This window comes from Bradyrhizobium tropiciagri, assembly GCF_001189845.1.
GTDB lineage: Bacteria > Pseudomonadota > Alphaproteobacteria > Rhizobiales > Xanthobacteraceae > Bradyrhizobium > Bradyrhizobium tropiciagri.
This window is the reverse complement of the sequence record NZ_LFLZ01000073.1, coordinates 1-24,028: the sequence shown is the minus strand read 5'-3', so window position 1 is coordinate 24,028 and position 24,028 is coordinate 1. Positions and strand designations below refer to the sequence as shown.

Sequence of the window (24,028 nt, the reverse complement as noted above, 5' to 3'; positions counted from 1 at the left end):
CCGACACTAGCCAACTGGGCAGGTCGTCGACGTTCAAGCCGATTCGCGGTGGCGCGCCTAGCGAGGGGATCCTCACAAGGCGCGCTTTCGCGGTTCATTATTAACGCGAGGTGCCGGAATTAGGCGGCAGTTTTCTCGGCGTCTTCATCCTTGAACAGCTCGTCCTTGCTGACCTTCTTCTCGGTCACGTTGGCGAGCTCCAGGACGAAGTCGACGACCTTGTCCTCGTAGATCGGGGCGCGGAGCTGGGCCAGCGCCTGGGCGTTGCTGCGGTAGTAATCCCAGACTTCCTTCTCGCGGCCGGGCATCTGGCGCGCGCGCTCGATCACGGCGCGCGAGACCTCGTCGTCGGTCACGGTGATCTTGTTCTTCTCGCCGATCTCCGACAGCACGAGGCCGAGGCGGACGCGGCGGTCGGCGATCTTCTGGTACTCTTCCTTGGCCGCATCCTCGGTGGTGTTCTCGTCGGCGAAGGTCTTGCCGGTCGAGTCCATCTCGGCCTTGATCGAGTTCCACATCAGGTTGAACTCTTCGGCGACAAGCGACGGCGGCGCCTCGAATTTGTGGCTCTCGTCGAGGCGGTCGAGCAGCGCGCGCTTGACCTTCTGGCGGGTCGCGCCGGCGAATTCAGCGGTCAGGCGCTCGCGGGCGGCTTCCTTCAGCTTGTCGAGCGACTCAAGGCCAAGCGTCTTGGCGAACTCGTCGTCGATCGTGGCCTCACCGGGCGCCTCGATCAGCGTCGCGGTGGTCTCGAACTCGGCCGGCTGGCCGGCAAGCTTGTCGTTGAGGTAGTTCTTCGGGAACGAGACCTTCAGCGTGCGGGTCTCGCCCGAGCCGATGCCGATCAGCTGCTCCTCGAAGCCCGGGATGAACTGGCCGGCGCCGATCACGACCTGGATGCCCTCGCCGGTACCGCCCTCGAAGGCTTCACCATTGATGGTGCCCTTGAAGCTGATGGTGACGCGGTCGCCCTTCTCCGCCTTGGTGCCCTCGGCCTTGGCGTTGTACGGGCGGCTGCCTTCGGCGATCCGCTTGATCGCATCGTCGACGTCGGCGTCGGAGACTTCGACCACCGGCTTCTCGACCGAGAACGACTTGAAATCGGCGAGCTGGATCGGCGGCACGACCTCGATCGCGACCGTGTAGGTCAGGTCGGTCTTGCCCGACAGCAATTCATCGACCTGGTCCTTCTCGGTCGGCATCGTGATCTTCGGTTCGCCGGCAAGGCGGAAGCCGCGATCCTCGAACAGCTGCCGGTTGGTGTCGCTGATGGTCTGGTCGATGGTCTCGGCCATGACCGAGCGGCCGTAGATCTTCTTCAGGTGCGCCACCGGCACCTTGCCGGGACGGAAGCCGTTGAGACGGACCTTGTCCTTGAGGTCGACCAGCTTGGCGTCCGCCTTGGCATCGAGATCGGATGCCGGAACGCTGATCTTGAATTCGTGCTTCAGTCCCTCGTTGAGGGTCTCGGTGACCTGCATGGTATCAATCTTCTTCCGCTTTTGCCGCGGCCCGAGCGGCCGTGGCAGTGTTCAATCTGTTCGACGGTAAGCCTTGCGGCCTGACGTCTGTGGGTTCGGCGAACCCTCGTCCCTGCGGGCCCAAGGTTCTCCAAGAATTCGTCATGCAAACGCTGTAAGCGCTTGGTGCGGGCGGAGGGACTCGAACCCCCACAACTTTCGTCACTGGAACCTAAATCCAGCGCGTCTACCAGTTCCGCCACGCCCGCGCGAAAAGCATCCAGTCCGGCCGCGATGCCGCGGGCGGCCGGGCTTATAACATGCGCCCACCGGTTCGCAGCAAAAAAATGGCCGCTGGAGAGCCCGCCCTGCGACCGATCGCGACTGGACAGGCACACTTGAAAATGGTCCGCATCGGCCGGATGGCAAGCCCCGTAGCAAGTCCCGAATTTTGGCTCAGCCGGCGCGACCTCATGGCCGCCCTCGGCGCCGCGGCGCTTTGCCCCGCTTGGCCGGCCACGGTCTCGGCGCAGGGCCGGACGGCGGTCGCGCTTCAGGCCAGAATCGATCGCATCGCGCTTCGCCCCGACGGGCCGGACACGCCCGTCTGGTCGCTGGGCAGCGGCGAGCTCCGCTTCAGGCGCGGCGAGGTCCTCGACGTGACGTTTGGCAACGAGCTGCCGGTCGCGGCCGCGCTCGATTGCCGCGGGCTTGATGGTAACCCGGCCGCGGAGCCATTGGCGTCCCGGGCGCAGGTTGCCACCGGAGCCAAGGATACGTTCCAGCTCCCGCTCCGGCATGCCGGTACCTTCCTGTGCGAGCCGCTGCTCGGCGACGGCGGTATGGCGCCGGCCCGCCCGCGCCCGTTGATCGTGACTGGCACCTCGCCGGTCGCGGTGGATCGCGACGAGGTGTTGCTGATCGAGGAGTGGCGCCTGCTGCCGGACGGAACCGCGATTCCGCCCGGAACCGAATCGAAAGATTCGACGCCAATTCATACAATTAACGGCAAGACCTCATACGAGCTCTCGGCACCGGCCAATAGCCGGCTCAGACTCCGCTTCATCAATGGCAGCCAACGCAGTGTGCTGGCGGTCAAGCTGGAGAACCTCGACGTCAGGGTGATGGCGATCGACGGCCAGCCGGCCGAACCGTTCCCGGCCCGCAACGGTGCGCTGGTGCTGGCGCCCGGAAGCCGAACCGATGTCTTCGTCGATGCGGTCGGTCCGGCCGGAACCAGCTTCCCGATGCTGCTGCATGACGGCAAGCAGGCGCGCCCGGTCGGCAAGCTCACCGTCGCGAACGAACCGCCGATCCGCCCGGCGCCATTCCCTCCCGCTCCGCCGCTCCCGGGCAACGACATGCCCGCCCAGCTCGACCTCAGGAGCGCCGCCAGATTCGGGCTGGCGCTGGGCACGCCGACCGAGTGGTTCCGCCCGGCGGACTTCAAGCCGTCGGCCGCGCCCGCCTTTCAGGCCAAGGCCGGCCGGCCGGTCGTGCTGACCCTGACCAATCGCGGCGCGATCGCCAGCGTCTTTCATCTGCACGGCCATCACTTCCGTCTGCTCGACCGGCTCGACGACGGCTGGAAGCCGTTCTGGCTCGACACGCTCGCGGTCGAACCGGGCCAGACCCAGCGCATCGCCTTCCTTGCCGAATATCCGGGCCGCTATTTGATCGAGCAGGTCGCGACCGATTGGGCCGCACCGCGGCTGGTCCGATGGTACAGTGTCCAATAACAAGAAGAGGAAGCACTCCGGGAAGCCCGCAGGGAAACATCCATGAGCCAGACAGTTGCAGCGATCCGCGGAGTCAAGGCGCGAGGGGTCGTGGTGCCGCTCAAGCGCCCGGTGAGGACCGCCTTCGGCGTGATCGATTCGGGCCCGCTGGTCCTGATCGATGTCGAGACCGATCAAGGCGTTACCGGGCGTACCTACATCTTCGCCTACAGCAAGCTCACACTTCACCCGCTTTGTTATCTGATCGAGGAGATCGGTCGCGAACTGGCCGGCAGGCCGGTCGCGCCGTTCGATCTGATGAAGGCGATGGATGCCAAGTTTCGGCTGCTCGGCTGGCAGGGCCTGGTCGGCATGGCCGTGTCGGGTCTCGACATGGCCTATTGGGATGTGCTCGGCCAGCTCGCTGGCCAGCCGCTGGTCGAGCTGCTCGGCGGCTCGGCGAAGCCGATCAGGGCCTATGACAGCTACGGCGCGGTCGATCCCGTTACCGACGAACGTGCACTGCGCCGTTCGCTCGACCAGGGCTTCAAGGGCATCAAGATCAAGGGCGGCGATGGCGATGCCGCCAATGACGAGCGCGTCGTGAAAGGCGTGCGCGCACTGCTCGGCCCCGACATCGCGCTGATGCTCGATTTCAACCAGTCGCTCGATCCGGCGGAGGCCACCCGCCGCATCGCCCGGCTTGCGCCCTACGATCTGCACTGGATCGAGGAGCCGGTGCCGCAGGAGAGCCTGTCCGGCCACGCCAGGGTCCGCGAGACGTCGCCGACGCCGATCCAGGCCGGCGAGAACTGGTGGTTTCCGCGCGGCTTCGCCGAGGCGATCGCGGCCGGCGCATCCGACTTCATCATGCCTGACGTGATGAAGGTCGGCGGCGTCACCGGCTGGATGCAGGTCGCAGGGCAAGCTGATGCTGCGTCGATCCCGATGTCGAGCCACCTGTTCGCGGAAGTCAGCGCGCACCTGCTCGCGGTGACGCCGACCGCGCACTGGCTCGAATTCCTCGATTTCGCCGGCGCGATCCTGGCAAGGCCTGCCGAGATCGTCGACGGCGCCGTGACCGCGCGCGGTCCCGGGCTCGGCATCGAATGGAACGAGCCGGCCGTGGCGAAGTATCTCGTGAGCTAGCGCGAGGACGAAATGGACGTAGAGCCCGAAGGTCCTGCCAGTCTCCCCTCGCGTTTCGACCATCTCGTTCTACGAGCCCCGGTATTGCCGAAGCTCGTCCTGGCCTGCCTGATCGGCGCATGCTTCACCGGACCAGCGTTCGGCAAGGACCGAGAGGACGATAGCAGCACCTCCAGCGCGACACCGAATATCTATCTAGATTTGCGGACCAGCTACGCCACCGTGCCGGCCGGCGCCTTGCCGGTCGGTTTCGGCAGCTCGGCGCTGTTTACCGCGCTACAGTCGCTTGCGCTTGCCAGCGGCGGCACCCTGCCGACAAACGTATCCCTGCCATCCAGGCAATCCCTCGCGGTCGATCTTCCGTTGACGGTGGACGTCAGCGATACCGTCTCGCTCTATGCCGGCATTTCCGGCACGACCACCTACGGACCTGCGCAGGGCTGGTCGCAGTTCGATGTCACCAGCTGGAACGTTGGGTTTCAGGCAGATCTCTACACTCAGAATGGCGGCTCGATCCCGACCATCACCTGGCAATCGACAATCACCCAGGCAATCCCGAACGGACCGACCGGAACCACGACCTTCAACAACATCCTCGAGTTCGACTACGCCTTCGACGCGGATGCCACGCGGGGAATGCTGGCGGGTATTCAGGACACCCGCGTCGAGGTGGCGACCGCACTCGCCCGGATCCATCCAAATATCATCGGCTATGTCGGCGGCTATTATCAGTGGCCGAGCAACTGGAAATTCACCGGCCGCGTCGGCGCGCAACATTTTGGCGGCGCACAGCTGCTGAACTTCGCGCAAATTCAGTCCTTCACCCAGCCCATTCTCCGGCTCGATCTCGACCGGATGGATGACAACGACAATCGTCTGTTCGGGGTCACGGCTCAGATCATGTGGGTGCCGAAGCCGTCCTATCAGCTGACACTGAGAACGCCGCTCTATTTCGTGCGCAATTGATCGAGCAGTTCCGGCCGGCAGGCCGCGTGTGATCAGCGCGGCGTTTCTCGCACAACAAGAGTATCAGCTGGGCAGAGCTGCGTTGGGCTGTTTCGGCCGTTTTCTCTCCGCTTTGATTCCTGCGGCTACCAGACCTCACCGAACGGGCGCAATTCGACGAGGAACGACCAGGTGGAGCGGTCTTGGTGGGCAACCCGGAACATTTCTTCGGCGATCGCGGCGGGCTTGGCGAAGAAGTCGTCCGGCTTGTCGGGCGCCAGCAACGGACGCGTGCGCGGCGTGTCGATCGAGGCGTCGATCAGGATATAGGCGACGTGAATACCCCGAGGCCCGAACTCACGCGCCATCGATTCCGCCAGGATCCGTTGCGCAGCCTTGGTCGAGGCGAAGAAGCCCCAATTGGTCTTGCCCCGGATGGCCGACGTGTTGCCGGTCACCAGGATCGCGCCCTCACCCGCTTCCAGCATCGCCGGAATTGTCTCCCGAGCGAGATGAAGCAGCGCCGTGGTGTTGACCCGGAAATTCCGTTCAAGATCGTTCGGGTCCATCTCAAGGATACTGCCCCGGGTCGCGCGCAGGGCGTTGTGGACCACGATCTTAGGTGCGCCCATCTCCGCCTTGATACGCGTAACGGTCTTGATCAAGGCGTCGAGATCGCCGACGTCGCACGGATAGGCGCGAGCATCCCTGTACTTGCGAGCCAGTGCGTCGAGGTTATCGGCATTGCGGGCCAGCATGGCCACTTGATAGCCGCCCTCGCTGAAGCGCTTGGCGATCTCGGCGCCCGTGCCATACTCGGGGCCGACGCCGGTGACGATGCAGACTGGCTTGCTCATGCTCATCTCCTTAGAACTGGAAAGTCGGACGCGCCGACACCTTGGCGAACCAGGCAGCGACGGCGGGATAGCGCGTGGCGATGTCCATCTCCAACACCCCAGTCAAACGTACGGCGAAGAAGCCGGTGATGTCGGCGATGGTAAACTCGGGCCCGGCGACGAATTCGCTTCTGGCGATGTGTGGTTCGACGCGACCCAGCAGGATTTCCATCAGCTCCTTGCCGCGGATCACCATTGCAGGCAGCTGCGGCAGATCGGTGCGTGTGCCCGGCACGACCTTGCCCGCGAACATCGGCACATGGTTGCGCACGGCGTGAACCATCGGGACCAGGCCATCAAGTTCGAAGCGGCGCAGCCACATGTCGATTACGGCGCGCTCGACGGCCGTGCGGCCGAATAGCGCGGGCTCCGGATGCAGTTCCTCCAGGTACCGGCATATCGAAACGGACTCCGCAATCACGGTGCCATCGTCCAGTTCAAGAAACGGTACGCAGTGGAACGGGTTCATCGCGGTGAACGCTGCGGCGAACTGATCGTCGTCGCGCACGTTCAATTGTTCGGTCGGGACATCGAGCCCCTTTTCGGCCAAGAAGACACGAACGCGCTGAGCGCTCGCTGCCGGCCCGAACCCGTAGAGCTTCATTGTCGCGCTCCCTCGTCACCGACGGTGAAGCGCGCGATCATGCGCGGACGTTTCGCGTTCGTCGACCAGCGCGACGACGTAGTCGTCGAACCAGATCCAGCTCTTGCCCTGTTCATCCCTGATGCTCCAACGCCGCTATCATTTGGGCGAAACTGGTCCGTGTCACCGCGGCCATCGCTCTCGTGCCTTTCCCTGCTCAGGCACTGAATGCGCCGACCTCATCGAGGCTCGGATAGTCGGTGTAGCCGCGCTCGGCGCCGCCGTAGAACGTCGATCGGTCTGGCGCGTTGAGCGGCGCGCCAAGCGCGAGACGCCGCGGCAGATCGGGATTGGCGATGAAGGCGCGCCCGAACGCGACGAGGTCTGCCGTGCCGGCGGCGAGCGCCTGCTCCGCGGTCTCGGCGGTGAAGCCGCCCGACACAATGAACGGGCCGGGGAACAACGGGCGCAGCAGCGTGGCGACGGATTGCGGTGCCGCATCGTCGGTCTGATCCACCAGACCGGCGCGCACCCGGGCCTCGATCAAGTGCAGGAAGCCGATCTGACGTGCGGCCAATTCCTCGATCACGTGCGTGTACAGAGCCATCGGGTCACTATCCGCGACATCGCCGACGCTGCTGAACGGCGACAGCCGAACGCCGATACGATCGGCCGGCCACACGTCCGAGACGGCATCCAGGACTTCAAACAGCAAACGGGCGCGGTTCTCGATCGAGCCGCCATAGCGGTCGGTGCGGTGATTGGTCTTGTCCTCCAGAAATTGCTGAAGCAGATAGCCGTTGGCGGCATGAATCTCGATGCCGTCGAACCCGGCTTGCTTGGCGTTCTCCGCGGCCTTGCGGTAGTCGGCGACAATCTGCGCTATTTCGCTCAGCTCGAGCGCGCGCGGCGTTTCATAGGGCGCGCGCTGAAAATCGCTCTTGAACGCGTTGCCTGCCGGCCGGATCGCAGACGGCGCGACAGGAACGGCTCCGTCCTTTTGAAATGAGGAATGCGAAATCCTTCCCACGTGCCACAGCTGCAGGAAGATCACTCCGCCTCGCTCCTTGACTGCGTCGACGACGGTGCGCCATCCGGCGACCTGGTCCGGCGTGTAGATTCCCGGCGTCTGCGGATAGCCCTGCCCTTGCTGGGAAATCTGGGTCGCTTCGGCGATGATCAGCCCGCCCTCGGTCGCGCGCTGACCATAGTAGGTCGCGGCAAGCGGTGACGGCACACCGTTGGCTGATCGCATCCTGGTCAACGGCGGCATCACAACACGGTGCGTGAGCTGAAAGGGTCCAAGCTGGAACGCGGTTGAAAGCTTCATTTTCTCTCTCCAATATGACCGGTCATCTTAGTCATAAGACAAGTTAATGCCAGTGGCTCTTTGGTACCTTTGGCTCTCGATGGTTCAGGTGAAGATGCTTGCGAACACCACGCGCTCGAACTGATCGAACGGCGACTTGTCCTGCTCGACCTTGGACCTGAGCACGGCGCCCTCCCAGGCATTGACCAGGAATGTCGCAATGGTGGCGGCGGGCAGACGCGGCTGGACGCGGCCGGCTTTCTCGGCCTCGCGCACGCAGGATTCGATCGAACGGCTCCAGGCGGCGTAGATCTCGGCGAGACGATCGCGGACCTCCTTGCTCTGCACAGAGAGCTCTGCACTGAAGTTCCCGATCATGCATCCGGTCTGGAAGCTCTGGCGGATGGCAAGGTCCGACAAGCCACGAAAGAAGCGACGAAGCCGCTCCACAGGGTCGACGCTTGTGTCGCTCAGCTGCCCGCGCCGGGCGGCGCCGTTCTGCCAGTACCGCTCCAGCGCCTCCAGCGCCAAAGCTTCCTTGCTCTCGAAGTGATTGTAGAACGATCCCTTCGGCACCCCGGCGGCATCCGTGATGTCCTGAACACCGGTGCCGTTGAAGCCATGCCGATGCAGGGTCTGCAACCCCGCCTCGATCAATTGTTCCCGGACGCTCGGCCTTGCCATGCTTTGATCTCCTGATCGTTCAATATGACCGGTCGTCTTAAATGTCAAGAGCGGCGCCGAACGCACCAAGCTTAGACCGGGACAAGCGCGGGCTGCATGCTGTATTGTTCGACCAGATCGGCGTGCTGCCGAGCGAACCTGACACCGCGTGAACTCAGATCGGAGAACCAGGATGGCACAGTGCATCGTCGTCGTTCAATTCGACCTTCCGAAGCGTACCGAAGAACAGGCCATCAAGGGCGGCATGGGCACCGCCCCCATCTATCGAAAGCTCGCGACAAAGGGGCTGATCCGCAAAGACTACCTCAACGGAGAAGCCGGCACCGGCGGCGTCTATCTGTGGGAGAGCTGGGAGGCGGCCGAGGCATGGTTCACCGAGGCCAAGATCGCCGAGCTCACCGAGCGGTTCGGAGCCCGGCCGCGGCTGACCTGGTACGACACATACGTCACCGTCGACAATCTCAAGGGCGAGACGCGGGTGAACCAAACCACGCTGATTTCAGCCGCGGAATGAGATCGACCTGAGGTCCGCGCCGGGCGCCCGCAGCTCAAGCGCCGTTGCGATGATCGCGCGATCGTTTGGCTTGGGGTGAGAGGGCCCCAGCCCCCTTAGCGGCCAGCTTCGTCTCCGCTCGTATCATGTCGACGAAAGCCCGAAGCCCGGCCGTCATGTGCCGATGCCGCGGATAGTAGAGACACAAGCCGGGAAATGGCGGCGTCCAGTCGTCCAGCACGGCTCGCAATGTTCCGGCGGCGAGATGCCCCGCGACCCAGAAATCACTGACGAACGCCAGTCCCAGGCCTTCGAGAGCGGCTTCGACCATCAGGGTGTCGCTGTCGAGGGTCAGCCTGCCCGGGACGTCCACCGCCATCTGCTCGCCGCCGCGCTTTTCGAATTCCCAGTGATAGATCTTGCCGCTGGGCATCCGTCTGCGAATGCATTCATGGGCGAGCAGATCAAGCGGAGACCGCGGCACCGACGCGCGAGCGAAATAGCCGGGCGCGCCAACGACGATGAAGCGCGTGTCCGGGCCGCAGGGAATCGCGACCATGTCTTGCGGCACGGCTTCGGCCAGCCGGATACCGGCATCAAAGCCCTCCGCGACGATGTCGATGGCACGGCCCTCCAGCGTCAATTCGACGTTCATGTCAGGATAGTGCCGCATAAACTTTGCGACGACCGGGCGCAGGATCTGGTGCGCGGCGCGCTCCTTCAGGTTGATGCGCAGCGTCCCTGTGGGAGTATCGCGGAACTCGTTCACGTCCTCCATCGCTCCGGCAATCTCGCGCAGCGCGGGACTGACCCTGGCGAGGAAGCGCTCTCCCGCTTCTGAAAGCGCGACGCTGCGCGTCGTCCGGTTGATGAGACGCACGCCCAGCTTCTTCTCCAGCCCGGCGATCGCATGACTGAGCGCCGAGGGCGAAATGCCGAGTTCGGTCGCGGCGGCGCGGAAGCTGCGATGGGTCGAGATCGCGACGACCGCGTTCAGCTCGAAAAGACCAGCATGCTGCATTGTACGATTACTTGCATCAGGTCATGCCAGTTTATGCCGATTATTGCATTAATCAAGTCGACTATATCGAGCCCGCAATCTGGATCGGCAACCTGATCTAAAGGACATCCTCTATGGCAAAGACTTTCCTTATCACGGGCGTTTCGTCCGGCTTCGGCCGCGCGTTGGCCGAGGCTGCATTGAGTGACGGCCACATCGTCGTCGGCACCGTGCGCACCGAGAACGACAAGCAGAAGTTCGAAGCGCTCGGCGCAGGCGTGCACGCGGTGATCCTTGACGTCACCAACTTCGAGGCCATCGCGCCCGCCGTCGCCGACGTCGAGCGCAGGATCGGCGCGATCGACGTTCTGGTGAACAATGCCGGCTATGGCCATGAGGGCATTTTGGAGGAATCATCGATCGACGATCTGCGACGCCAGTTCGAGGTCAACGTCTTTGGCGCGGTGGCGATGATCCAGGCGGTCCTGCCCTTCATGCGCAAGCGCCGCGCCGGGCGTATCCTCAACATCACATCGATGGGCGGGATCATCACGATGCCTGGTCTCAGCTACTATCACGGCAGCAAGTTCGCGCTGGAAGGGATCTCCGAAACCCTCGGCAAGGAAGTCAAAGACCTCGGCATCAAGGTCACCGCGGTCGAGCCAGGCGGCTTCCGCACTGACTGGGCCGGACGATCGATGGTGCGGGCGGAACGATCGATCGCAGACTATGACGCTCTGATTGACCCGATCCGCAAGCGCCGCATGGAACTGAGTGGCTGGCAGGTTGGCGATCCCAAGAAGGCCGCGCAGGCCATGCTGAAACTCGCACTGTCGGCCGATCCGCCGGCGCACCTGCTGCTCGGCAGCGATGCCGTGCGATTGGTCGAGGACAAGATGAAATTGTTGCAGGCCGAATTTGATGCATGGAAGAGCGTTTCGCTCTCCACTGACGTTGCCTAGAGCATGATCCGGAAAAGTGCGAAGCTGTCTTCCGGAAGGATCATGCGCTCGCAAAGGGCTCGAGCGCGATGACGATTCAACCTGATCGCATCGCGCCTGCGATCAAACGCCGTGCGCGCGCGCCGCGGCGTCCATGTCGGCAAGCGCGAGCCGCCTAATATTCAATGCCGAACTCGTCATAGAGACGGCGGAACACGGCCGGCAGCACCTCGGTCAGATCCTCGGCGATCAGGCCGGGCCCCGCCTCGCTGGCGCCTTCGCCGTGCAGCCACACGCCGATGCTGGCCGCCTCGAAGGCCGCGACGCCCTGCGCCAGGAAGCCTGCGATGATGCCTGACAGCACGTCGCCGGCGCCGGCGGTGGCAAGCCACGGCGGCGCATTGGCGGCGACGGTGGCGCGGCCATCCGGAGAGGCGATCACCGTGTCGGCGCCCTTCAGCAGCACCACCGCGCCGGAGCGCTCGGCCGCCGCGCGCACGCGCTCGAGCTTCGAGCGACCGGGATGCTTGTTGGAGATGTCGCTGAACAGCCGCGGAAACTCGCCCTCATGTGGGGTCAGCACCACCCCAAACCCGTCGCTTGCCTTGATCGCCTCGAACAGCCGGTCCGGCGTGCCGGCAAAGCTGGTCAGCGCATCGGCGTCGAGCACGAGGTGCCGCCGCGCAGAGAGTGCGGTGTGAACGAAGTCGCGGGTACGCGCGCTGACGCCCGTGCCGGGGCCGATCACGCAGGCGTTGAGCCGCTTGTCGTCAAGCAGTTCGGCGAACTGGATCGGGTTATCGACCGCGCGCACCATCACCGCGGTCAGCGCCGCCGCGTTGACGGCAAGCGCATCGCGCGGCGAGGCCAGCGTCACGAGGCCGGCGCCGGCGCGCAGCGCTGCCCGCGCAGCGAGCCGTGCCGCCCCGGTCGAGGCGAGATCGCCCGAAACCACGACGGCATGCCCCCTCGCATATTTGTGGCCATCGATCCGCGGCACCGGAAACGACCAGCGCCAGGCCTGCGGCACGTTCTCCGCGGTCAGCGGCTTGATCTCGTCGAGCACCTGCGCGTCGATGCCGATATCGGCGACGCGGACCCGGCCGCAATACATCCGGCCCGGCAGCAGCAGATGCGCGGGCTTCTTGCGGAAGAAGGTGACGGTTTCCGTCGCCTGCACGGCCGCGCCCATGACAGCGCCCGTGGTGCCGTTGATGCCGCTCGGCAGGTCGACCGCCAGCACCGGCGCACCATTGGCGTTGATGGCCGCGATCATCTCCAGCGGGTCGCCCTTCACCGGGCGATTGAGCCCGGCGCCGAACAGCGCGTCGATGATCAGCGCCGGCTTGCCGAGCGCCTGCGGGTTGAACGGCAGCACCGGATATTTCCAGCCCTTCGCGGCCAGCGCGGCGTCGCCCTGCAGGCTGTCGCGCTCGCAGAGCAGGATCACCGAGACCTCGCGGCCGCGCGCGGCGAGCTCGGCGGCGGCGACAAAGCCATCGCCGCCATTGTTACCGCGGCCGGCGACCACGACGATCGGCCCCTCCTCGACCAGGTCCATCGCCGCTTCCGCGACGGCCTGGCCCGCGCTCATCATCAGCGCGAAGCCCGGCGTGCCGGCTGCGATGGTCAGCCGGTCGGCGCGCTCCATCTCGGTGGTGGTCAGAACGTCCATGCCGAATCCTCAATCGCTTCGCCTTTTCGAGAGGCAATTCCTGTGACGTTCGCGGGGTTTCTACTGGCCGACTGCATATGGATTGATCTATTTGCCTATTTGTTAGGCTTGGATATCATAGCCCATCTGGTTCGATATCAGCCGACTGCCTGTTAAAAGGCTGATAACATTCCGAAATCGGGGACCTTAACAACTTGGCATAGACCCTGCTTTTGAGGAAGCCGCGTACAAGGCCGCTCGATGCGACCATTGCGCGTGTTTCCGGCCACCGGCCGGAAGGCTTAAGACCAACCAGACTGCGCCCCACGCGCATCGAACTCGACCCTGCAATCTGCAATGCCCGGGAGGCGCTCAGTGAAGAAGATTGAAGCCATCATCAAGCCCTTCAAGCTCGACGAGGTGAAAGAAGCGCTCCAGGAAGTCGGACTGCAAGGCATCACCGTGACCGAGGCCAAGGGATTTGGCCGCCAGAAGGGCCATGCCGAGCTTTATCGCGGTGCGGAATACATCGTCGACTTCCTGCCCAAGGTGAAGATCGAGATCGTGATCGGCGACGACCTGGTCGAGAAGGCGATCGACGCGATCCGCCGCGCCGCCCAGACCGGCCGGATCGGCGACGGCAAGATCTTCGTCTCCAACATCGAGGAAGCCATCCGCATCCGGACCGGCGAATCCGGGCTGGACGCTATTTGAGGGCGGTGCTATCCGGAATTTCTGACGACAAAGAAAAAAAGGCTGCTTCGGCAGCCTGATTTCGTTTGAGTAGTCACACGAACCCGCCAAAAGCGGGAATAACGTCGCCCACCGCCGGAAACACACCCGCACATCCATAAGGGGTATTCATGAAGACCGCCAAAGACGTCCTGAAATCGATCAAGGACAACGACGTCAAATACGTCGACCTGCGCTTCACCGATCCGCGCGGCAAGTGGCAGCACGTTACCTTCGACGTCAGCATGATCGACGACGACATCTTCGCCGAGGGCACGATGTTCGACGGCTCGTCGATCGCCGGCTGGAAGGCGATCAATGAATCCGACATGTGCCTGATGCCCGACCCGGTCACCGCGACGATCGACCCGTTCTTCGCCGAGACCACCATGGTCATCACCTGCGACGTGCTCGAGCCGACCACCGGCGAGCCCTACAACCGCGATCCCCGCGGCATCGCCAAGAAGGCCGAGGCGATGGTGAAGTCGATGGGCGTGGGCGACACCGTGTTCGTCGGCCCTGAGGCCGAGTTCTTCGTGTTCGACGACGTGCGCTATTCGGCCGACCCCTACAACACCGGCTTCCGCCTCGACTCCTCCGAGCTGCCGATCAACTCCTCGACCGAATATGAGGGCGGCAACCTCGGCCACCGCATCCGCACCAAGGCCGGCTACTTCCCGGTGCCGCCGCAGGACTCGGTGCAGGACATGCGCTCCGAGATGCTCGGCGCGATGGCCAAGATGGGCGTCAAGGTCGAGAAGCATCACCACGAGGTCGCTTCCGCCCAGCACGAGCTCGGCATGAAGTTCGACACGCTGACGCTGATGGCCGACCATATGCAGATCTACAAGTACTGCATCCACCAGGTCGCGCACATCTACGGCAAGACCGCCACCTTCATGCCGAAGCCGGTCTATGGCGACAACGGCTCGGGCATGCACGTCCACCAGTCGATCTGGAAGGAAGGCAAGCCGACCTTCGCCGGCAACAAATATGCCGACCTGTCGGAGACCTGCTTGCACTACATCGGTGGTGTCATCAAGCACGCCAAGGCGATCAACGCCTTCACCAACCCGTCGACCAACTCCTACAAGCGTCTGGTCCCGGGCTATGAGGCCCCGGTGCTGCTCGCCTACTCCGCGCGCAACCGTTCGGCGGCCTGCCGCATCCCCTACACCGCGAACCCGAAGGCCAAGCGCGTCGAGGTGCGTTTCCCCGACCCGATGGCCAACCCCTATCTCGGCTTCGCCGCGATGCTGATGGCCGGCCTCGATGGCATCAAGAACAAGATCGATCCGGGCCGGCGATGGACAAGGACCTCTATGACCTGCCGAAGGAAGAGCTGAAGCAGATCCCGACCGTCTGCGGTAGCTTGCGCGAAGCGCTCGAGAGCCTCGACAAGGATCGCGCGTTCCTCAAGAACGGCGGCGTGTTCGACGACGACTTCATCGACGCCTATATCGAGCTGAAGATGACCGAGGTCGCCCGTTTCGAAATGACCCCGCACCCGGTCGAGTTCGAGATGTACTACTCGCTGTAAGCTTTGCAGCATCTCACGAATGCAAAAGGCGCTTCCACCGGAAGCGCCTTTTGTTTTTTGAGGTATCCGTCATTGCGAGGAGCGAAGCGACGAAGCAATCCATGCGTCCGCGCATGCGGAGAGATGGATTGATTCGCTTCGCTCGCAATGACGATGTGGTGAAAGCGCCTGTTCCTCGCTTACACCTTCGCTTTCGCAAGCCGCCGGCCGCCGGCGTCGAGCGCGCCGAATTTGCCCGCGATCATGTCCGGCGTCGGCATCATGCCGCCGAGCGACCAGCTCGCCGGCTCGCCCTCCTCGATCTTGACCCAGACGTTGCGGCGGAAGTCCGGGTCGCCCTGCCCCTCGACCTCGACCATGAGATCGGTGACGCGCTCCAGCAGCGCCTTCTTCTGGGCCACATCGAAGATGCCGCGGACGGTGGAAATGGTGACGTAAGGCATGGTCTCTCTCCATTGCTGAGGTTGTGACAGCAAAACGAAGATGGACCGGCATGGCACAATCAGGCAGTGGCCGATCAGACAGAGATCGGGCAATATCCGCCATGGCCTGATCGCGCTGATCGGGTAGGATGACGGCAACGCCTGGAGGTCCCATGAAGCTCGCAATCCTCGCGCTGGAAGGCTGCATGCACTCGGCGGTCGCCGGCATCGCCGACATCCTCACGCTCGGCAACCATGTGATGCAGCTGCGGGGCGGCAAGGCGCGCTTCAGCTGGCAGACGCTGTCGCTCGACGGCAAGGCGGTGCGCGCCGGCGGCGGCAAGCTGCTTCCCGTCGATGGCGCCGTCGGCAAGCGGACGGCGTTCGACGCGATCATCGTGCCGGGCAGCCTGGTCGATCATCTCACCGCCGAACGCCTGCAGCCGCAATATGACCGTGCCGGCGCCTGGCTGCGCCAGCAACATGCCAGCGGCCGCCTGATCGGCGCCTTCTGCAGCGGCGTGCTGCTGCTCGCCAATGCCGGCCTGCTCGACGGCCGCCGCGCCACCATCACCTGGTGGCTGCAGAGCGAGCTGCGCCGCCGCCATCCGAGGATCGACCTCGCCAGCGACGCCGTCATCACGCAGGCCGACCGCCTGGTCTGCGCCGCCGGACCGATGTCATGGGTCGACCTGCTCCTGCGGCTGATCGAGCTCGTCGAAGGACCCGAGGTCGCAAAGGTCTGCGCCGACTATGCCGTGATCGACACCGCGCAGCGCACGCAGGCGATCTTCATGCCGCTCGGCTACATGCTCGCCCAGGACCCGCTGCTGATCAAGGCGGACATGCTGGTGCGCCGCACCGGCAAGACGCCGATTACGGTGCGCGGCCTCGCGCAGGCGCTGGGCCTGAGCGAACGCACGCTGAACCGCCGTTTCCGCGAACTGACCCACGAACCGCCGCAGGCCTTCATCACGCGACGCCGCGTTGAGCACGCCCGCACGCTGCTGGAGACCACGGCGCAACCGATCAAGGCGATCGCTCGCGCCACGGGCTATGAGGACGAGAGCAGCTTTCGCAAGGCCTTCCGCAAGCTCACGCTGACATCGCCGCAGGCCTATCGCGCGCAACGATCAATGCGTGCGGCGTAATCGCGGCAATCCCGGAAGACTACGGTCAGCAGTACTGACGAACCCAATGAAGTGATGCGAACCGGCGCGTACGCCTGTGCTTCGGAATCGACAATATCCGGAGCAAGGTGTTCACTGCCAACAAGGACCCGCAAGCGGCCTTCGATAAGACAGACACATTCATTTTTTGCATTTTGGGAGAAACGAGATGTCTTTCGTCACACGACGAATGGCGGCGCTTTCGACCGCCATCATCATCCTCGCCGCCGGCGCAGGCGGCGCATCTGCCCAGAAGACATACGACACCGGCGCAACCGATACTGAAATCAAGATCGGCAACATCATGCCCTACAGCGGGCCCGCATCGGCCTACGGCACCAGCGGCCGGGCCCAGGCGGCCTACTTCCGCAAGATCAATGCCGAGGGAGGAATCAACGGCCGCAAGATCAATTTCATCTCCTACGACGACAGCTACAGTCCGCCGAAAACGGTCGAGCAGGCGCGTAAGCTCGTCGAAAGCGACGAGGTCCTGCTGATCTTCGCCGCCCTCGGCACCGCATCCAACGGCGCCATTCAGAAATACATGAACACGAAAAAGGTGCCGCAGCTGTTCATCCAAACCGGCGCGACCAAGTGGAATGATCCGCAGAACTTTCCGTGGACCATGGGCTGGCAGCCCAGCTATCAGGCCGAGGGCCGGATCTACGCCAAGCACATCCTGAAGGAAAAGCCGCATGGCAGGATCGCCGTGCTCTACCAGAACGACGATTATGGAAAGGACTACGTCAAGGGCCTGAAGGACGGTCTCGGCGACAAGGCGGCGTCGATGATCGTTGTCGAGGATGCGTATGAGGTCGCCGAGCCGACCATCGACACGCATATCGTCAAGATGAAGTCGATGAATGCCGATGTATTCGTCGACATTGCCACGCCGAAATTCGCGGCACAGGCCATCAAGAAAACGGCCGAGATCGGCTGGAAGCCGTTGCACATCCTCAATTCGGTCGGCTCCTCGATCGGCGCGGTGATCCAGCCTGCCGGCTTCGAGAACGCGCAAGGCATCATTTCGGTGGCCTACCTGATGGATCCGCTCGATCCGCAATGGAAGGACGACCCCGGCATGAAGGCGTTCGACGAATATCTCGCGAAATATTTCCCCGATGGCAATCGGGCCGACAGCCTGGTGATGACAGGCTACAATTCTGCCCAGACGCTGGTTCAGGTGCTGAAGCAGTGCGGCGACGATCTCACGCGCGCGAACGTGATGAAACAGGCCGCCAACCTGAAGGCCTTCCGGACCAACAACCTGCTGCCTGGGATCACGATGAACACCAGCCCGATCGATTTCGCACCGATCAAGCAGATGCAACTCAGACGGTTCAAGGGCGAGCGCTGGGAGCTGTTCGGACCCATGCTCAGCGCGGAAGTCGGAGGGTAGCCGGCCGTGGCCACTCGCTGCGCTGCGTGGGTGGTCCGAGCACTATCCCCGTCATTGCGAGGAACCAACGGGTCCGGCCTTTGGCCGGCCCGATGATAAACTCAGCGATGAAGCAATCCATGCATCCGCGTACGCGGAGGGATGGATTGCTTCGCTTCGCTCGCAATGACGTGGAGAGGGCTGCGTCAAGGCCAAATTCCCCGCGGCAAGGACAGGCCACTCACACCCGGAACAGCTTCGCGTACCTTGCCTTGATCTCTTCGCTCTGTGCCTGCACCTGGGCCGGATCGGCCTTCAGCATCTTCAGCTTGTCGAGCGGCACGTGTCCGGCCTTCTCCTTCACTCCGGCGTGGAACGAGCGGTGCGCGAATTCGTCGGCCAGCATCTGCTGGGTTTCGGCGCTGAAGAAATAGCTCTGGAACAGCCGCGCCGCGTTCGGGTTCGGCGCGCTCTTGAAGATGCCGCTCGGCACGATGATCAGCGGCGCGCCCTCGGCCGGATAGACCACCTCGACCGGCTTGCCCTGATCCTTGGCCAGCACCAGGTTGTAGTCGTTGCCGTCGGCCATGACGGCGCGCTCGCCGAGCAGGATCTTTTTCGGTGGATCGGCGGCCGACTGCACCTGCATCACCCGCTGCTGCGACAGCTTCTCCAGATACGGCCAGCCAAGATCGCGCGTCAGCACGAAGGTCGCGGTCATGATCGCGCCGGAGTAGCTCGGGTGCGCCTTGACGATCTTGCCGCGCCACCGGGGATCGAGCAGGTCGGCGTAGCTCTTCGGCGCCTCCTCGCGCTTCACTTGCTCGGTGTTGTAGCCGATCACCTCAAACCAGGCGCAGGATGTCGCCGAGGTGCCGTCGGGATCGATCTGGTCGGCCGGAAAATGCTTTGCGACATCTTCCGGCATGTAGGCCGCGAGCCAGTCGTTCTTCTTCCAGTCGAGGTAGTGCGCGGGATCGGTCGAGTTGGCGACGTCGACCGCATGGATGCCGCTGCCCTGCTCCTGGGCGATGCGCTGGAAGATGCGCTCGGCGCCGGAGCGCTCGACGCGGACGCTGATCCCGGGATATTTCTGCTCAAAGTCGCGCGCGAGGCGCTCGGCCGTGTTCAGTTCCAGCGCGCTGTAGAACGAGATCTTGCCTTCCTTCTTGGCCGCCGCGATCAGCTCCGGCGTCACGGCCTCGGCCGGCGGCGCCGCCGCGCGCAACGGTTCGGCGAACACCATGCCGGCGGCGGTGGCCGCCGTCACCTTGAGCCAGTCGCGTCTCGACCATTTGCGGTCCTGCATTCCATGCTCCCTGAGATCGGGCCGTTGACCGGCCGCGCCATTGTCATGGGAGCATAGCGCGTAGGATGGATGGAGCGAAGCGATACCCGTCCTGTCGACCGGTCAACGCCAGCTCTGGCGCAACACCCGCATCCAGTTATCAAAAGCGATCTTGCGCAGCGCGGCATCATCGAAGCCGCGCCCGCGCAACGCCTGGATCAGGCTCTGGAGATGACTTGCATCCCTGAGCGGACGCGGCATCACCGCACCATCGAAGTCCGATCCCAGCGCCACGTGATCCTCGCCCATCCGCTCGACCAGGTAGCCGAGATGGTTGGCGACCGTCTCGATCGGGGCATCGGGATCGCTGTGCCCGTCCGGGCGCACCTCGGACACACTGAAATTGAAGCCCATGACGCCGTCGGATGCTTTGACGGCGTCGAGCTGCCGGTCGGTCAGGTTGCGGGTCGCGGGGCAGATCGCATGCGCGCAGGCGTGGGTGACCACGATCGGCGCCGTGCTGAGTGCCGCCAGATCCCAGAAGCCGCGCTCGTTGAGGTGGGCTGCATCGACCACGATTCCGAGATCATTGCAGGCTCTCACCAGCGCCTTCCCGGCGTCCGTCAAACCGGGCCCGGTGTCCGGCGAGCGCGGATAGGCGAACGGCACGCCATGGCCGAAGATGTTGGGCCGGCTCCAGACCGGGCCGAGCGAACGCAGACCGCGGGCGTAGAGCCTCGCCAGCCCATCCAGATCAGCGTCGATCGCTTCGGCGCCCTCGAGGTGCAGCACGATCGAAAACACCGCGTCCCGGCGCGCCGCCTCGATCTCATCCACGGTCGTTGCCCGTCGGATCTTTCCGTCGGCGCGGGCCACCATGGCCTCCAGCGCGCGCAGCTGGGCATCGATGGTGCGGCGCGCATAGGCCGCATCGAGCGGCTCGGCAAGGCGCACCTCGTAGCCGTCGGCGGTTCGCGTGAAATCGCCCTGTCGCGGATGCTCCGCTTTCGCGTACATCGCGAACAGCCCGCCAACCATGCCGCCTTCACGGGCGCGCGGCAGATCGAGATGGCCCTCCTCGGACCGCGCGAGAAAGTCCCGCCCGCCTTCCCGATACTCGGCGAGGTGTTGAGCCGCGTCATTGTGGCCATCGAAGATCGCAACCTTGCCGCTTTCCTGCACTGTGCATTCCTCTCGTCGAACTTGCGTCAAGGTGGATGGGTGGAGCGAAGCGATACCCATCAAACAGTGGGCCGCAGGAGAGATGATGGGTTTCGCTTCGCGCTACTCATCCTACGGAACATCGCGCTAAATCAGGCGCCACCCGCAACTTGCGGACTATTGACCGCCAACTGAGCCGCGAAAGCCCGCTTGTAGGCAGGCCGCGCTTCGCCGCGGGCGACATAGGCCGCAAGCTTCGGATGCCCGTCGAGCATGCCCGACGGCTTCAGGCGGAGCAGCACCGACACCATCATCAGATCGCCCGCGCTGAACCTACCGTCGAGCCAGTCGGCGTCGCCCAGACGATCCGACAGCTGGTCCAGCCGCTGCCGGACCCGATCCTCGACCAGCGGCAGGCGTTCCGCGTGCCATGGCCGGTCGCGCTCGAACAGCCTCGCGGTCACGAACTCAAGGATCGGCGGTTCCACCGTGTTGAGCGCGGCAAACATCCATGCGATTGCGCGCGCCCGGGCATTGGCGTCATCGGGCAGCAAGCCAACATGGCGCTCGGCGAGGTGGAGCACGATCGCCCCCGTCTCGAACAAGACGAGATCGTCCTCTTCATAAGTCGGTATCTGGCCGAACGGGTGAAGCGCCAGATGCGCGGGCTCCTTCATCGCAGCAAACGAAACCAGACGAACCGCGTAGGGTTGTCCGACCTCTTCAAGCGCCCATCGAACCCGCGTGTCCCGCGCCAGTCCCTTGCCGCCGTCGGGCGACCGCTCAAACGCGGTAATCGTGATGGTCATGCAGGCTTCTCCCCGGCGAACTCGCAGCTGGTTGTGGATCCCGGTGCGCGATGTTCACCGCACCCGCCCGCGCTTGTCAGCGCATCGCCATCCTAGCTCTTTTCCGGCGGGTTCTCGCGCAGGAAGCGTTCGAGATCGGGCTGCACGGAATAAGGCTGCGGAACGGGATCGCCCTGGAAGTCGACCTGAAGATCGAGGCAGCGCCGCAGCATTCGCGCCAGTTCGCTGCGCCGATACGGCTTGGTCAGCAGCGGAATGCCGTGGCTGCCCCGCCCCTGTTGTGCCGGCAACGCACCGTCGCTGTAGCCCGAGGTGAACAGCACCCGCAGCGCCGGCCGCCCGGCCATCAGCGTATCAGCCAATTGCCGGCCGTTCATGCTGCCGGGCATCACGATGTCGGTGAACAGGAGATCGAACGCGGTGCCGCGGTTGACGATCTCGAGCGCGGCGTCTGCGTTTGCCGCGACCAGCACCTTGTAGCCGAGGCTTTCGAGCTGGCCCGTGACATAGTCGCGGATCGTTGGGTCGTCCTCGACGCACAGGACGGTTTCGTCGCCGCCCCTGACCGGCTGATCGTCCTCCTCGGCCGCGCGCTGCGCGGTGCCATCGGCCTTGGGCAGATAGATCCTGAAGACGGTGCCGCGGCCCTGCTCGCTCCTGACCTCGATCCCGCCGCCGCTCTGCTTGACGAAGCCGAACACCATGCTGAGCCCGAGCCCGGTGCCCTGCCCGACCTTCTTGGTGGAGAAGAACGGATCGAAGATCTTCTCCAGATGCGACGGCGAAATTCCGGTGCCGGTGTCGGCGACCTCGATCACGAGATGGTCACCGGCGCGCTCGACGCCGTGCGCCACGGCGTCGGGAATGCCGAGCTGGATGTTGCGGGTCGCAAACGTCAGCGTGCCGCCTTCAGGCATGGCATCGCGCGCATTGATGGCGAGATTGACCAGCGCGGCGCCGAGCTGGCTGCGGTCGACAAAGGCGAGCCAGGCGCTGCGGTTGAGTTCCGTCCTGATCTCGGTCTGCGACCCCAGCGTCTGCGACAACAGGCGGACCACGTCGCCGATCAGGTCGTTGACGTCGGTCTCGGCGGGCTGCAACGGCTGCTTGCGCGCGAAGGCCAGGAGGCTCGAGGTGAGCTGCGCGCCGCGATCGGCGGCATCGCTGATCAGCTTGGCGATCGCCGCAAGCTGCGGGTTGTCCTTGACCCCGTCGGCAAGGATCTCGACCGTGCCGGTGATCACCGTCAGCATGTTGTTGAAGTCGTGCGCGATGCCGCCGGTCAACCGCCCGAGCGATTCCGTCTTCTGCGCCTGGATCAATTGCTCCGCGGCGATGCGGCGCTGGGTGACGTCCCTGACAAAGGAATTGATGATCCAGCCATCGCCGCGGCGCAGCGCATTGAGCGACACCTCGACCTGGAAGCGGTGACCGTCGCGATGCACGGACGCGGTCTCGTAGCGCATGCCCATGCCGCCGCCCGCAGCCTCCTGCAGGAAGCGGCTGATGCGCTGGCGGTGCGCGACGCGAAGTTCCTCCGGAAACACCAGTTCGACGACGCGACAACCCACCGCCTCGGAGCGCGTCCAGCCGGTCAGCGCCTCGGCCTGCGGGTTCCAGTCGAGAATGATGCCGTCCTGGTCGGTCTGCACAAAGGCGTCGAGCGCGGTCCTGACGATGGCCTGCGCCATCTGCTCGCTTTCCACCAGCGCCTGATGCGCTCGACGCTGCGCGGTGACATCGTGCAGCACGATGACAGCGCCGCGCAGATTGCCGGCATCGTCGCGCAGCGGCCGCGCGTTGACGACGAGGCAGACGGCCGGCTCCGGCGGGTGGGGTTTCACGATCAGTTCGCAATCGTCGATGTCTTCGCCGCGCAGCGCACGTGCCATCGGCGTGTCCGCGATCGGCATCTCGGTCGTGCCGTCGGCATAATAGTTCTTGAAGGTGCGAACGCCGGTCAGCGTGTCAAAGCCGGGCTCGACGCGGTACAGCCGCCGCGCCGCCGCGTTGACGATCACGATCATCGCGTGCTCATCGGCGACCACCACCGGATCGCGGATGCTCTCGACGGTCTTCTCCAGCAGGTGCTGCCGGCTGCCCAATTGCGCCGACAGTTCGGCAAGCGTCGCAGCGAGCTGCGCGGTCTCGTCGTTGCCGCCTGTCGTGGGTACCTGCTGGCCGCGCGACAGCGCTTCGGCCGCCTGCACCAACTGGGCGGGCGTCCTGGACAGCGATCTCGCAATCAGCTCAGCAGTCATCAACACCACCGCAACCGCGCCGCCGGCGAGCGCCATGCCCGGCCAGGTGACCCCATGGATGAAGCCCAGTGTGACCAGGAGTGTGACGACGGGAAGCATCATCCCGACCGCCAGACGGCCCGACAAATTCATCCCGACCAACTCATCGTGAGCAGCTGCACCGGAAAATGGAAAAGGAAAACAGGAGCAGGAAAGGTATTGTCGGCGCCGGGGCAATATCGGGTGGCTTGCACCCAGTTGCTTAGCCGAGTCCGGCGCCGCAATCCGCCACTTTCGTATCCGTATTAGTACGGAGGACAGTCGGCTCGAGGGCGCGGGCCCATAGGTGTGATCGGGATCCGCAAAGCGGCGAAACAACAGTTGGGCAGCTCATGTTGAGGATGCGGATGCATGACGACTGACGCCGAAGCAAACTCAGTGTCGTCTCTGCGAAAGC

General features: G+C 64.3%; 20 protein-coding genes, 1 tRNA gene and 1 pseudogene. 9 read left to right on the top strand and 13 right to left on the bottom strand.

Annotated features, from left to right (window positions below):
• Nucleotides 1-119: 119 nt before the first annotated feature.
• Complete coding sequence (gene tig, locus AKN84_RS36440) at nt 120-1,481, bottom strand: trigger factor (protein ID WP_050425254.1); 1,362 nt, start codon at nt 1,479-1,481, stop codon at nt 120-122.
• Between the two features lie 163 nt (nt 1,482-1,644).
• A tRNA-Leu gene (locus AKN84_RS36435) sits at nt 1,645-1,729 on the bottom strand.
• Nucleotides 1,730-1,933: 204 nt separating this feature from the next.
• Here AKN84_RS36435 and AKN84_RS36430 point away from each other — a divergent pair.
• The 3 genes from AKN84_RS36430 (at nt 1,934) to AKN84_RS36420 (ending at nt 5,293) form a co-directional block, all read left to right on the top strand.
• Nucleotides 1,934-3,199, top strand: coding sequence for a multicopper oxidase family protein (locus AKN84_RS36430; protein WP_244485690.1), 1,266 nt, complete (start codon nt 1,934-1,936; stop codon nt 3,197-3,199).
• A 42-nt stretch (nt 3,200-3,241) separates the two neighbouring features.
• A complete protein-coding gene (locus tag AKN84_RS36425) occupies nt 3,242-4,327 on the top strand; it encodes an enolase C-terminal domain-like protein (RefSeq protein WP_050425253.1) in 1,086 nt (361 codons plus the stop codon).
• Between the two features lie 84 nt (nt 4,328-4,411).
• On the top strand, nt 4,412-5,293 hold the full coding sequence (locus tag AKN84_RS36420) for a hypothetical protein (RefSeq protein ID WP_050425252.1): 882 nt from the start codon (nt 4,412-4,414) through the stop codon (nt 5,291-5,293).
• A gap of 125 nt (nt 5,294-5,418) precedes the next feature.
• Here the strand turns inward: AKN84_RS36420 and AKN84_RS36415 are convergent, their stop codons facing one another.
• From AKN84_RS36415 to AKN84_RS36400, 4 genes are all read right to left on the bottom strand, one after another.
• Entirely contained in the window at nt 5,419-6,129 is a 711-nt protein-coding gene (locus AKN84_RS36415) for an SDR family NAD(P)-dependent oxidoreductase (protein WP_050425272.1), read from the bottom strand.
• Between the two features lie 10 nt (nt 6,130-6,139).
• A complete protein-coding gene (locus tag AKN84_RS36410; RefSeq protein WP_050425251.1) occupies nt 6,140-6,772 on the bottom strand; it encodes a glutathione S-transferase family protein in 633 nt (210 codons plus the stop codon).
• A 196-nt stretch (nt 6,773-6,968) separates the two neighbouring features.
• Nucleotides 6,969-8,081: an alkene reductase gene (locus AKN84_RS36405; RefSeq protein ID WP_050425250.1), complete on the bottom strand. Its 1,113-nt coding sequence runs from the start codon at nt 8,079-8,081 to the stop codon at nt 6,969-6,971.
• Between the two features lie 84 nt (nt 8,082-8,165).
• Nucleotides 8,166-8,744 carry a TetR/AcrR family transcriptional regulator gene (locus AKN84_RS36400; RefSeq protein ID WP_162240929.1) on the bottom strand — a complete coding sequence of 193 codons (579 nt, stop codon included), beginning with the start codon at nt 8,742-8,744 and terminating at the stop codon, nt 8,166-8,168.
• Between the two features lie 172 nt (nt 8,745-8,916).
• Between AKN84_RS36400 and AKN84_RS36395 the strand changes: the two genes are divergently transcribed.
• Nucleotides 8,917-9,258, top strand: coding sequence for a hypothetical protein (locus AKN84_RS36395; protein ID WP_050425248.1), 342 nt, complete (start codon nt 8,917-8,919; stop codon nt 9,256-9,258).
• A gap of 34 nt (nt 9,259-9,292) precedes the next feature.
• On the opposite strand, the gene AKN84_RS36390 is transcribed toward AKN84_RS36395, so the two are convergent.
• On the bottom strand, nt 9,293-10,258 hold the full coding sequence (locus AKN84_RS36390; protein ID WP_128971469.1) for a LysR family transcriptional regulator: 966 nt from the start codon (nt 10,256-10,258) through the stop codon (nt 9,293-9,295).
• A 113-nt stretch (nt 10,259-10,371) separates the two neighbouring features.
• Here AKN84_RS36390 and AKN84_RS36385 point away from each other — a divergent pair, with 113 nt between their 5' ends.
• On the top strand, nt 10,372-11,199 hold the full coding sequence (locus tag AKN84_RS36385) for an oxidoreductase (protein WP_050425247.1): 828 nt from the start codon (nt 10,372-10,374) through the stop codon (nt 11,197-11,199).
• A gap of 154 nt (nt 11,200-11,353) precedes the next feature.
• Here AKN84_RS36385 and AKN84_RS36380 read toward each other — a convergent pair whose 3' ends face one another.
• Nucleotides 11,354-12,853, bottom strand: a complete 1,500-nt coding sequence (locus AKN84_RS36380) for a bifunctional ADP-dependent NAD(P)H-hydrate dehydratase/NAD(P)H-hydrate epimerase (RefSeq protein WP_050425246.1) — start codon at nt 12,851-12,853, stop codon at nt 11,354-11,356.
• Between the two features lie 354 nt (nt 12,854-13,207).
• Between AKN84_RS36380 and AKN84_RS36375 the strand changes: the two genes are divergently transcribed.
• Together AKN84_RS36375 and glnA are read left to right on the top strand one after the other, a co-directional pair.
• The gene (locus AKN84_RS36375) at nt 13,208-13,546 is read left to right on the top strand and encodes a P-II family nitrogen regulator (RefSeq protein WP_011441447.1); all 339 of its coding nucleotides are present in this window, start codon (nt 13,208-13,210) and stop codon (nt 13,544-13,546) included.
• Between the two features lie 149 nt (nt 13,547-13,695).
• Nucleotides 13,696-15,104 (top strand): annotated as a pseudogene (gene glnA / locus AKN84_RS36370) (type I glutamate--ammonia ligase).
• Between the two features lie 179 nt (nt 15,105-15,283).
• Here the strand turns inward: glnA and AKN84_RS36365 are convergent.
• Nucleotides 15,284-15,547: a tautomerase family protein gene (locus tag AKN84_RS36365; protein WP_050425245.1), complete on the bottom strand. Its 264-nt coding sequence runs from the start codon at nt 15,545-15,547 to the stop codon at nt 15,284-15,286.
• Between the two features lie 152 nt (nt 15,548-15,699).
• On the opposite strand from AKN84_RS36365, the gene AKN84_RS36360 reads away from it, so the two are divergent.
• Together AKN84_RS36360 and AKN84_RS36355 are read left to right on the top strand one after the other, a co-directional pair.
• Entirely contained in the window at nt 15,700-16,677 is a 978-nt protein-coding gene (locus AKN84_RS36360) for a GlxA family transcriptional regulator (RefSeq protein WP_050425244.1), read from the top strand.
• A 187-nt stretch (nt 16,678-16,864) separates the two neighbouring features.
• Nucleotides 16,865-18,094 (top strand): ABC transporter substrate-binding protein, encoded by a 1,230-nt coding sequence (locus tag AKN84_RS36355; protein ID WP_050425243.1) that lies wholly within the window; start codon nt 16,865-16,867, stop codon nt 18,092-18,094.
• 220 nt (nt 18,095-18,314) lie between these two features.
• Here AKN84_RS36355 and AKN84_RS36350 read toward each other — a convergent pair whose 3' ends face one another.
• From AKN84_RS36350 to AKN84_RS36335, 4 genes are all read right to left on the bottom strand, one after another.
• Entirely contained in the window at nt 18,315-19,382 is a 1,068-nt protein-coding gene (locus AKN84_RS36350; RefSeq protein WP_050425242.1) for an ABC transporter substrate-binding protein, read from the bottom strand.
• Nucleotides 19,383-19,484: 102 nt separating this feature from the next.
• Nucleotides 19,485-20,543, bottom strand: a complete 1,059-nt coding sequence (locus AKN84_RS36345) for a dipeptidase (protein WP_050425241.1) — start codon at nt 20,541-20,543, stop codon at nt 19,485-19,487.
• A gap of 131 nt (nt 20,544-20,674) precedes the next feature.
• Nucleotides 20,675-21,331 (bottom strand): glutathione S-transferase family protein, encoded by a 657-nt coding sequence (locus AKN84_RS36340; RefSeq protein ID WP_050425240.1) that lies wholly within the window; start codon nt 21,329-21,331, stop codon nt 20,675-20,677.
• A gap of 92 nt (nt 21,332-21,423) precedes the next feature.
• The gene (locus AKN84_RS36335; protein ID WP_157863378.1) at nt 21,424-23,694 is read right to left on the bottom strand and encodes a PAS domain S-box protein; all 2,271 of its coding nucleotides are present in this window, start codon (nt 23,692-23,694) and stop codon (nt 21,424-21,426) included.
• Between the last annotated feature and the right edge of the window lie 334 nt (nt 23,695-24,028).

Coding starts and splice junctions, on each gene's coding strand:
- AKN84_RS36350 (WP_050425242.1), bottom strand. CDS start 19,382: ATGCAGGACCGCAAATGGTCGAGACGCGACTGGCTCAAGGTGACGGCG.
- AKN84_RS36430 (WP_244485690.1), top strand. CDS start 1,934: ATGGCCGCCCTCGGCGCCGCGGCGCTTTGCCCCGCTTGGCCGGCCACG.
- AKN84_RS36410 (WP_050425251.1), bottom strand. CDS start 6,772: ATGAAGCTCTACGGGTTCGGGCCGGCAGCGAGCGCTCAGCGCGTTCGT.
- AKN84_RS36390 (WP_128971469.1), bottom strand. CDS start 10,258: ATGCAGCATGCTGGTCTTTTCGAGCTGAACGCGGTCGTCGCGATCTCG.
- AKN84_RS36415 (WP_050425272.1), bottom strand. CDS start 6,129: ATGAGCAAGCCAGTCTGCATCGTCACCGGCGTCGGCCCCGAGTATGGC.
- AKN84_RS36380 (WP_050425246.1), bottom strand. CDS start 12,853: ATGGACGTTCTGACCACCACCGAGATGGAGCGCGCCGACCGGCTGACC.
- AKN84_RS36400 (WP_162240929.1), bottom strand. CDS start 8,744: ATGGCAAGGCCGAGCGTCCGGGAACAATTGATCGAGGCGGGGTTGCAG.
- AKN84_RS36385 (WP_050425247.1), top strand. CDS start 10,372: ATGGCAAAGACTTTCCTTATCACGGGCGTTTCGTCCGGCTTCGGCCGC.
- AKN84_RS36335 (WP_157863378.1), bottom strand. CDS start 23,694: ATGATGCTTCCCGTCGTCACACTCCTGGTCACACTGGGCTTCATCCAT.
- AKN84_RS36355 (WP_050425243.1), top strand. CDS start 16,865: ATGTCTTTCGTCACACGACGAATGGCGGCGCTTTCGACCGCCATCATC.
- tig (WP_050425254.1), bottom strand. CDS start 1,481: ATGCAGGTCACCGAGACCCTCAACGAGGGACTGAAGCACGAATTCAAG.
- AKN84_RS36395 (WP_050425248.1), top strand. CDS start 8,917: ATGGCACAGTGCATCGTCGTCGTTCAATTCGACCTTCCGAAGCGTACC.
- AKN84_RS36340 (WP_050425240.1), bottom strand. CDS start 21,331: ATGACCATCACGATTACCGCGTTTGAGCGGTCGCCCGACGGCGGCAAG.
- AKN84_RS36425 (WP_050425253.1), top strand. CDS start 3,242: ATGAGCCAGACAGTTGCAGCGATCCGCGGAGTCAAGGCGCGAGGGGTC.
- AKN84_RS36365 (WP_050425245.1), bottom strand. CDS start 15,547: ATGCCTTACGTCACCATTTCCACCGTCCGCGGCATCTTCGATGTGGCC.
- AKN84_RS36360 (WP_050425244.1), top strand. CDS start 15,700: ATGAAGCTCGCAATCCTCGCGCTGGAAGGCTGCATGCACTCGGCGGTC.
- AKN84_RS36405 (WP_050425250.1), bottom strand. CDS start 8,081: ATGAAGCTTTCAACCGCGTTCCAGCTTGGACCCTTTCAGCTCACGCAC.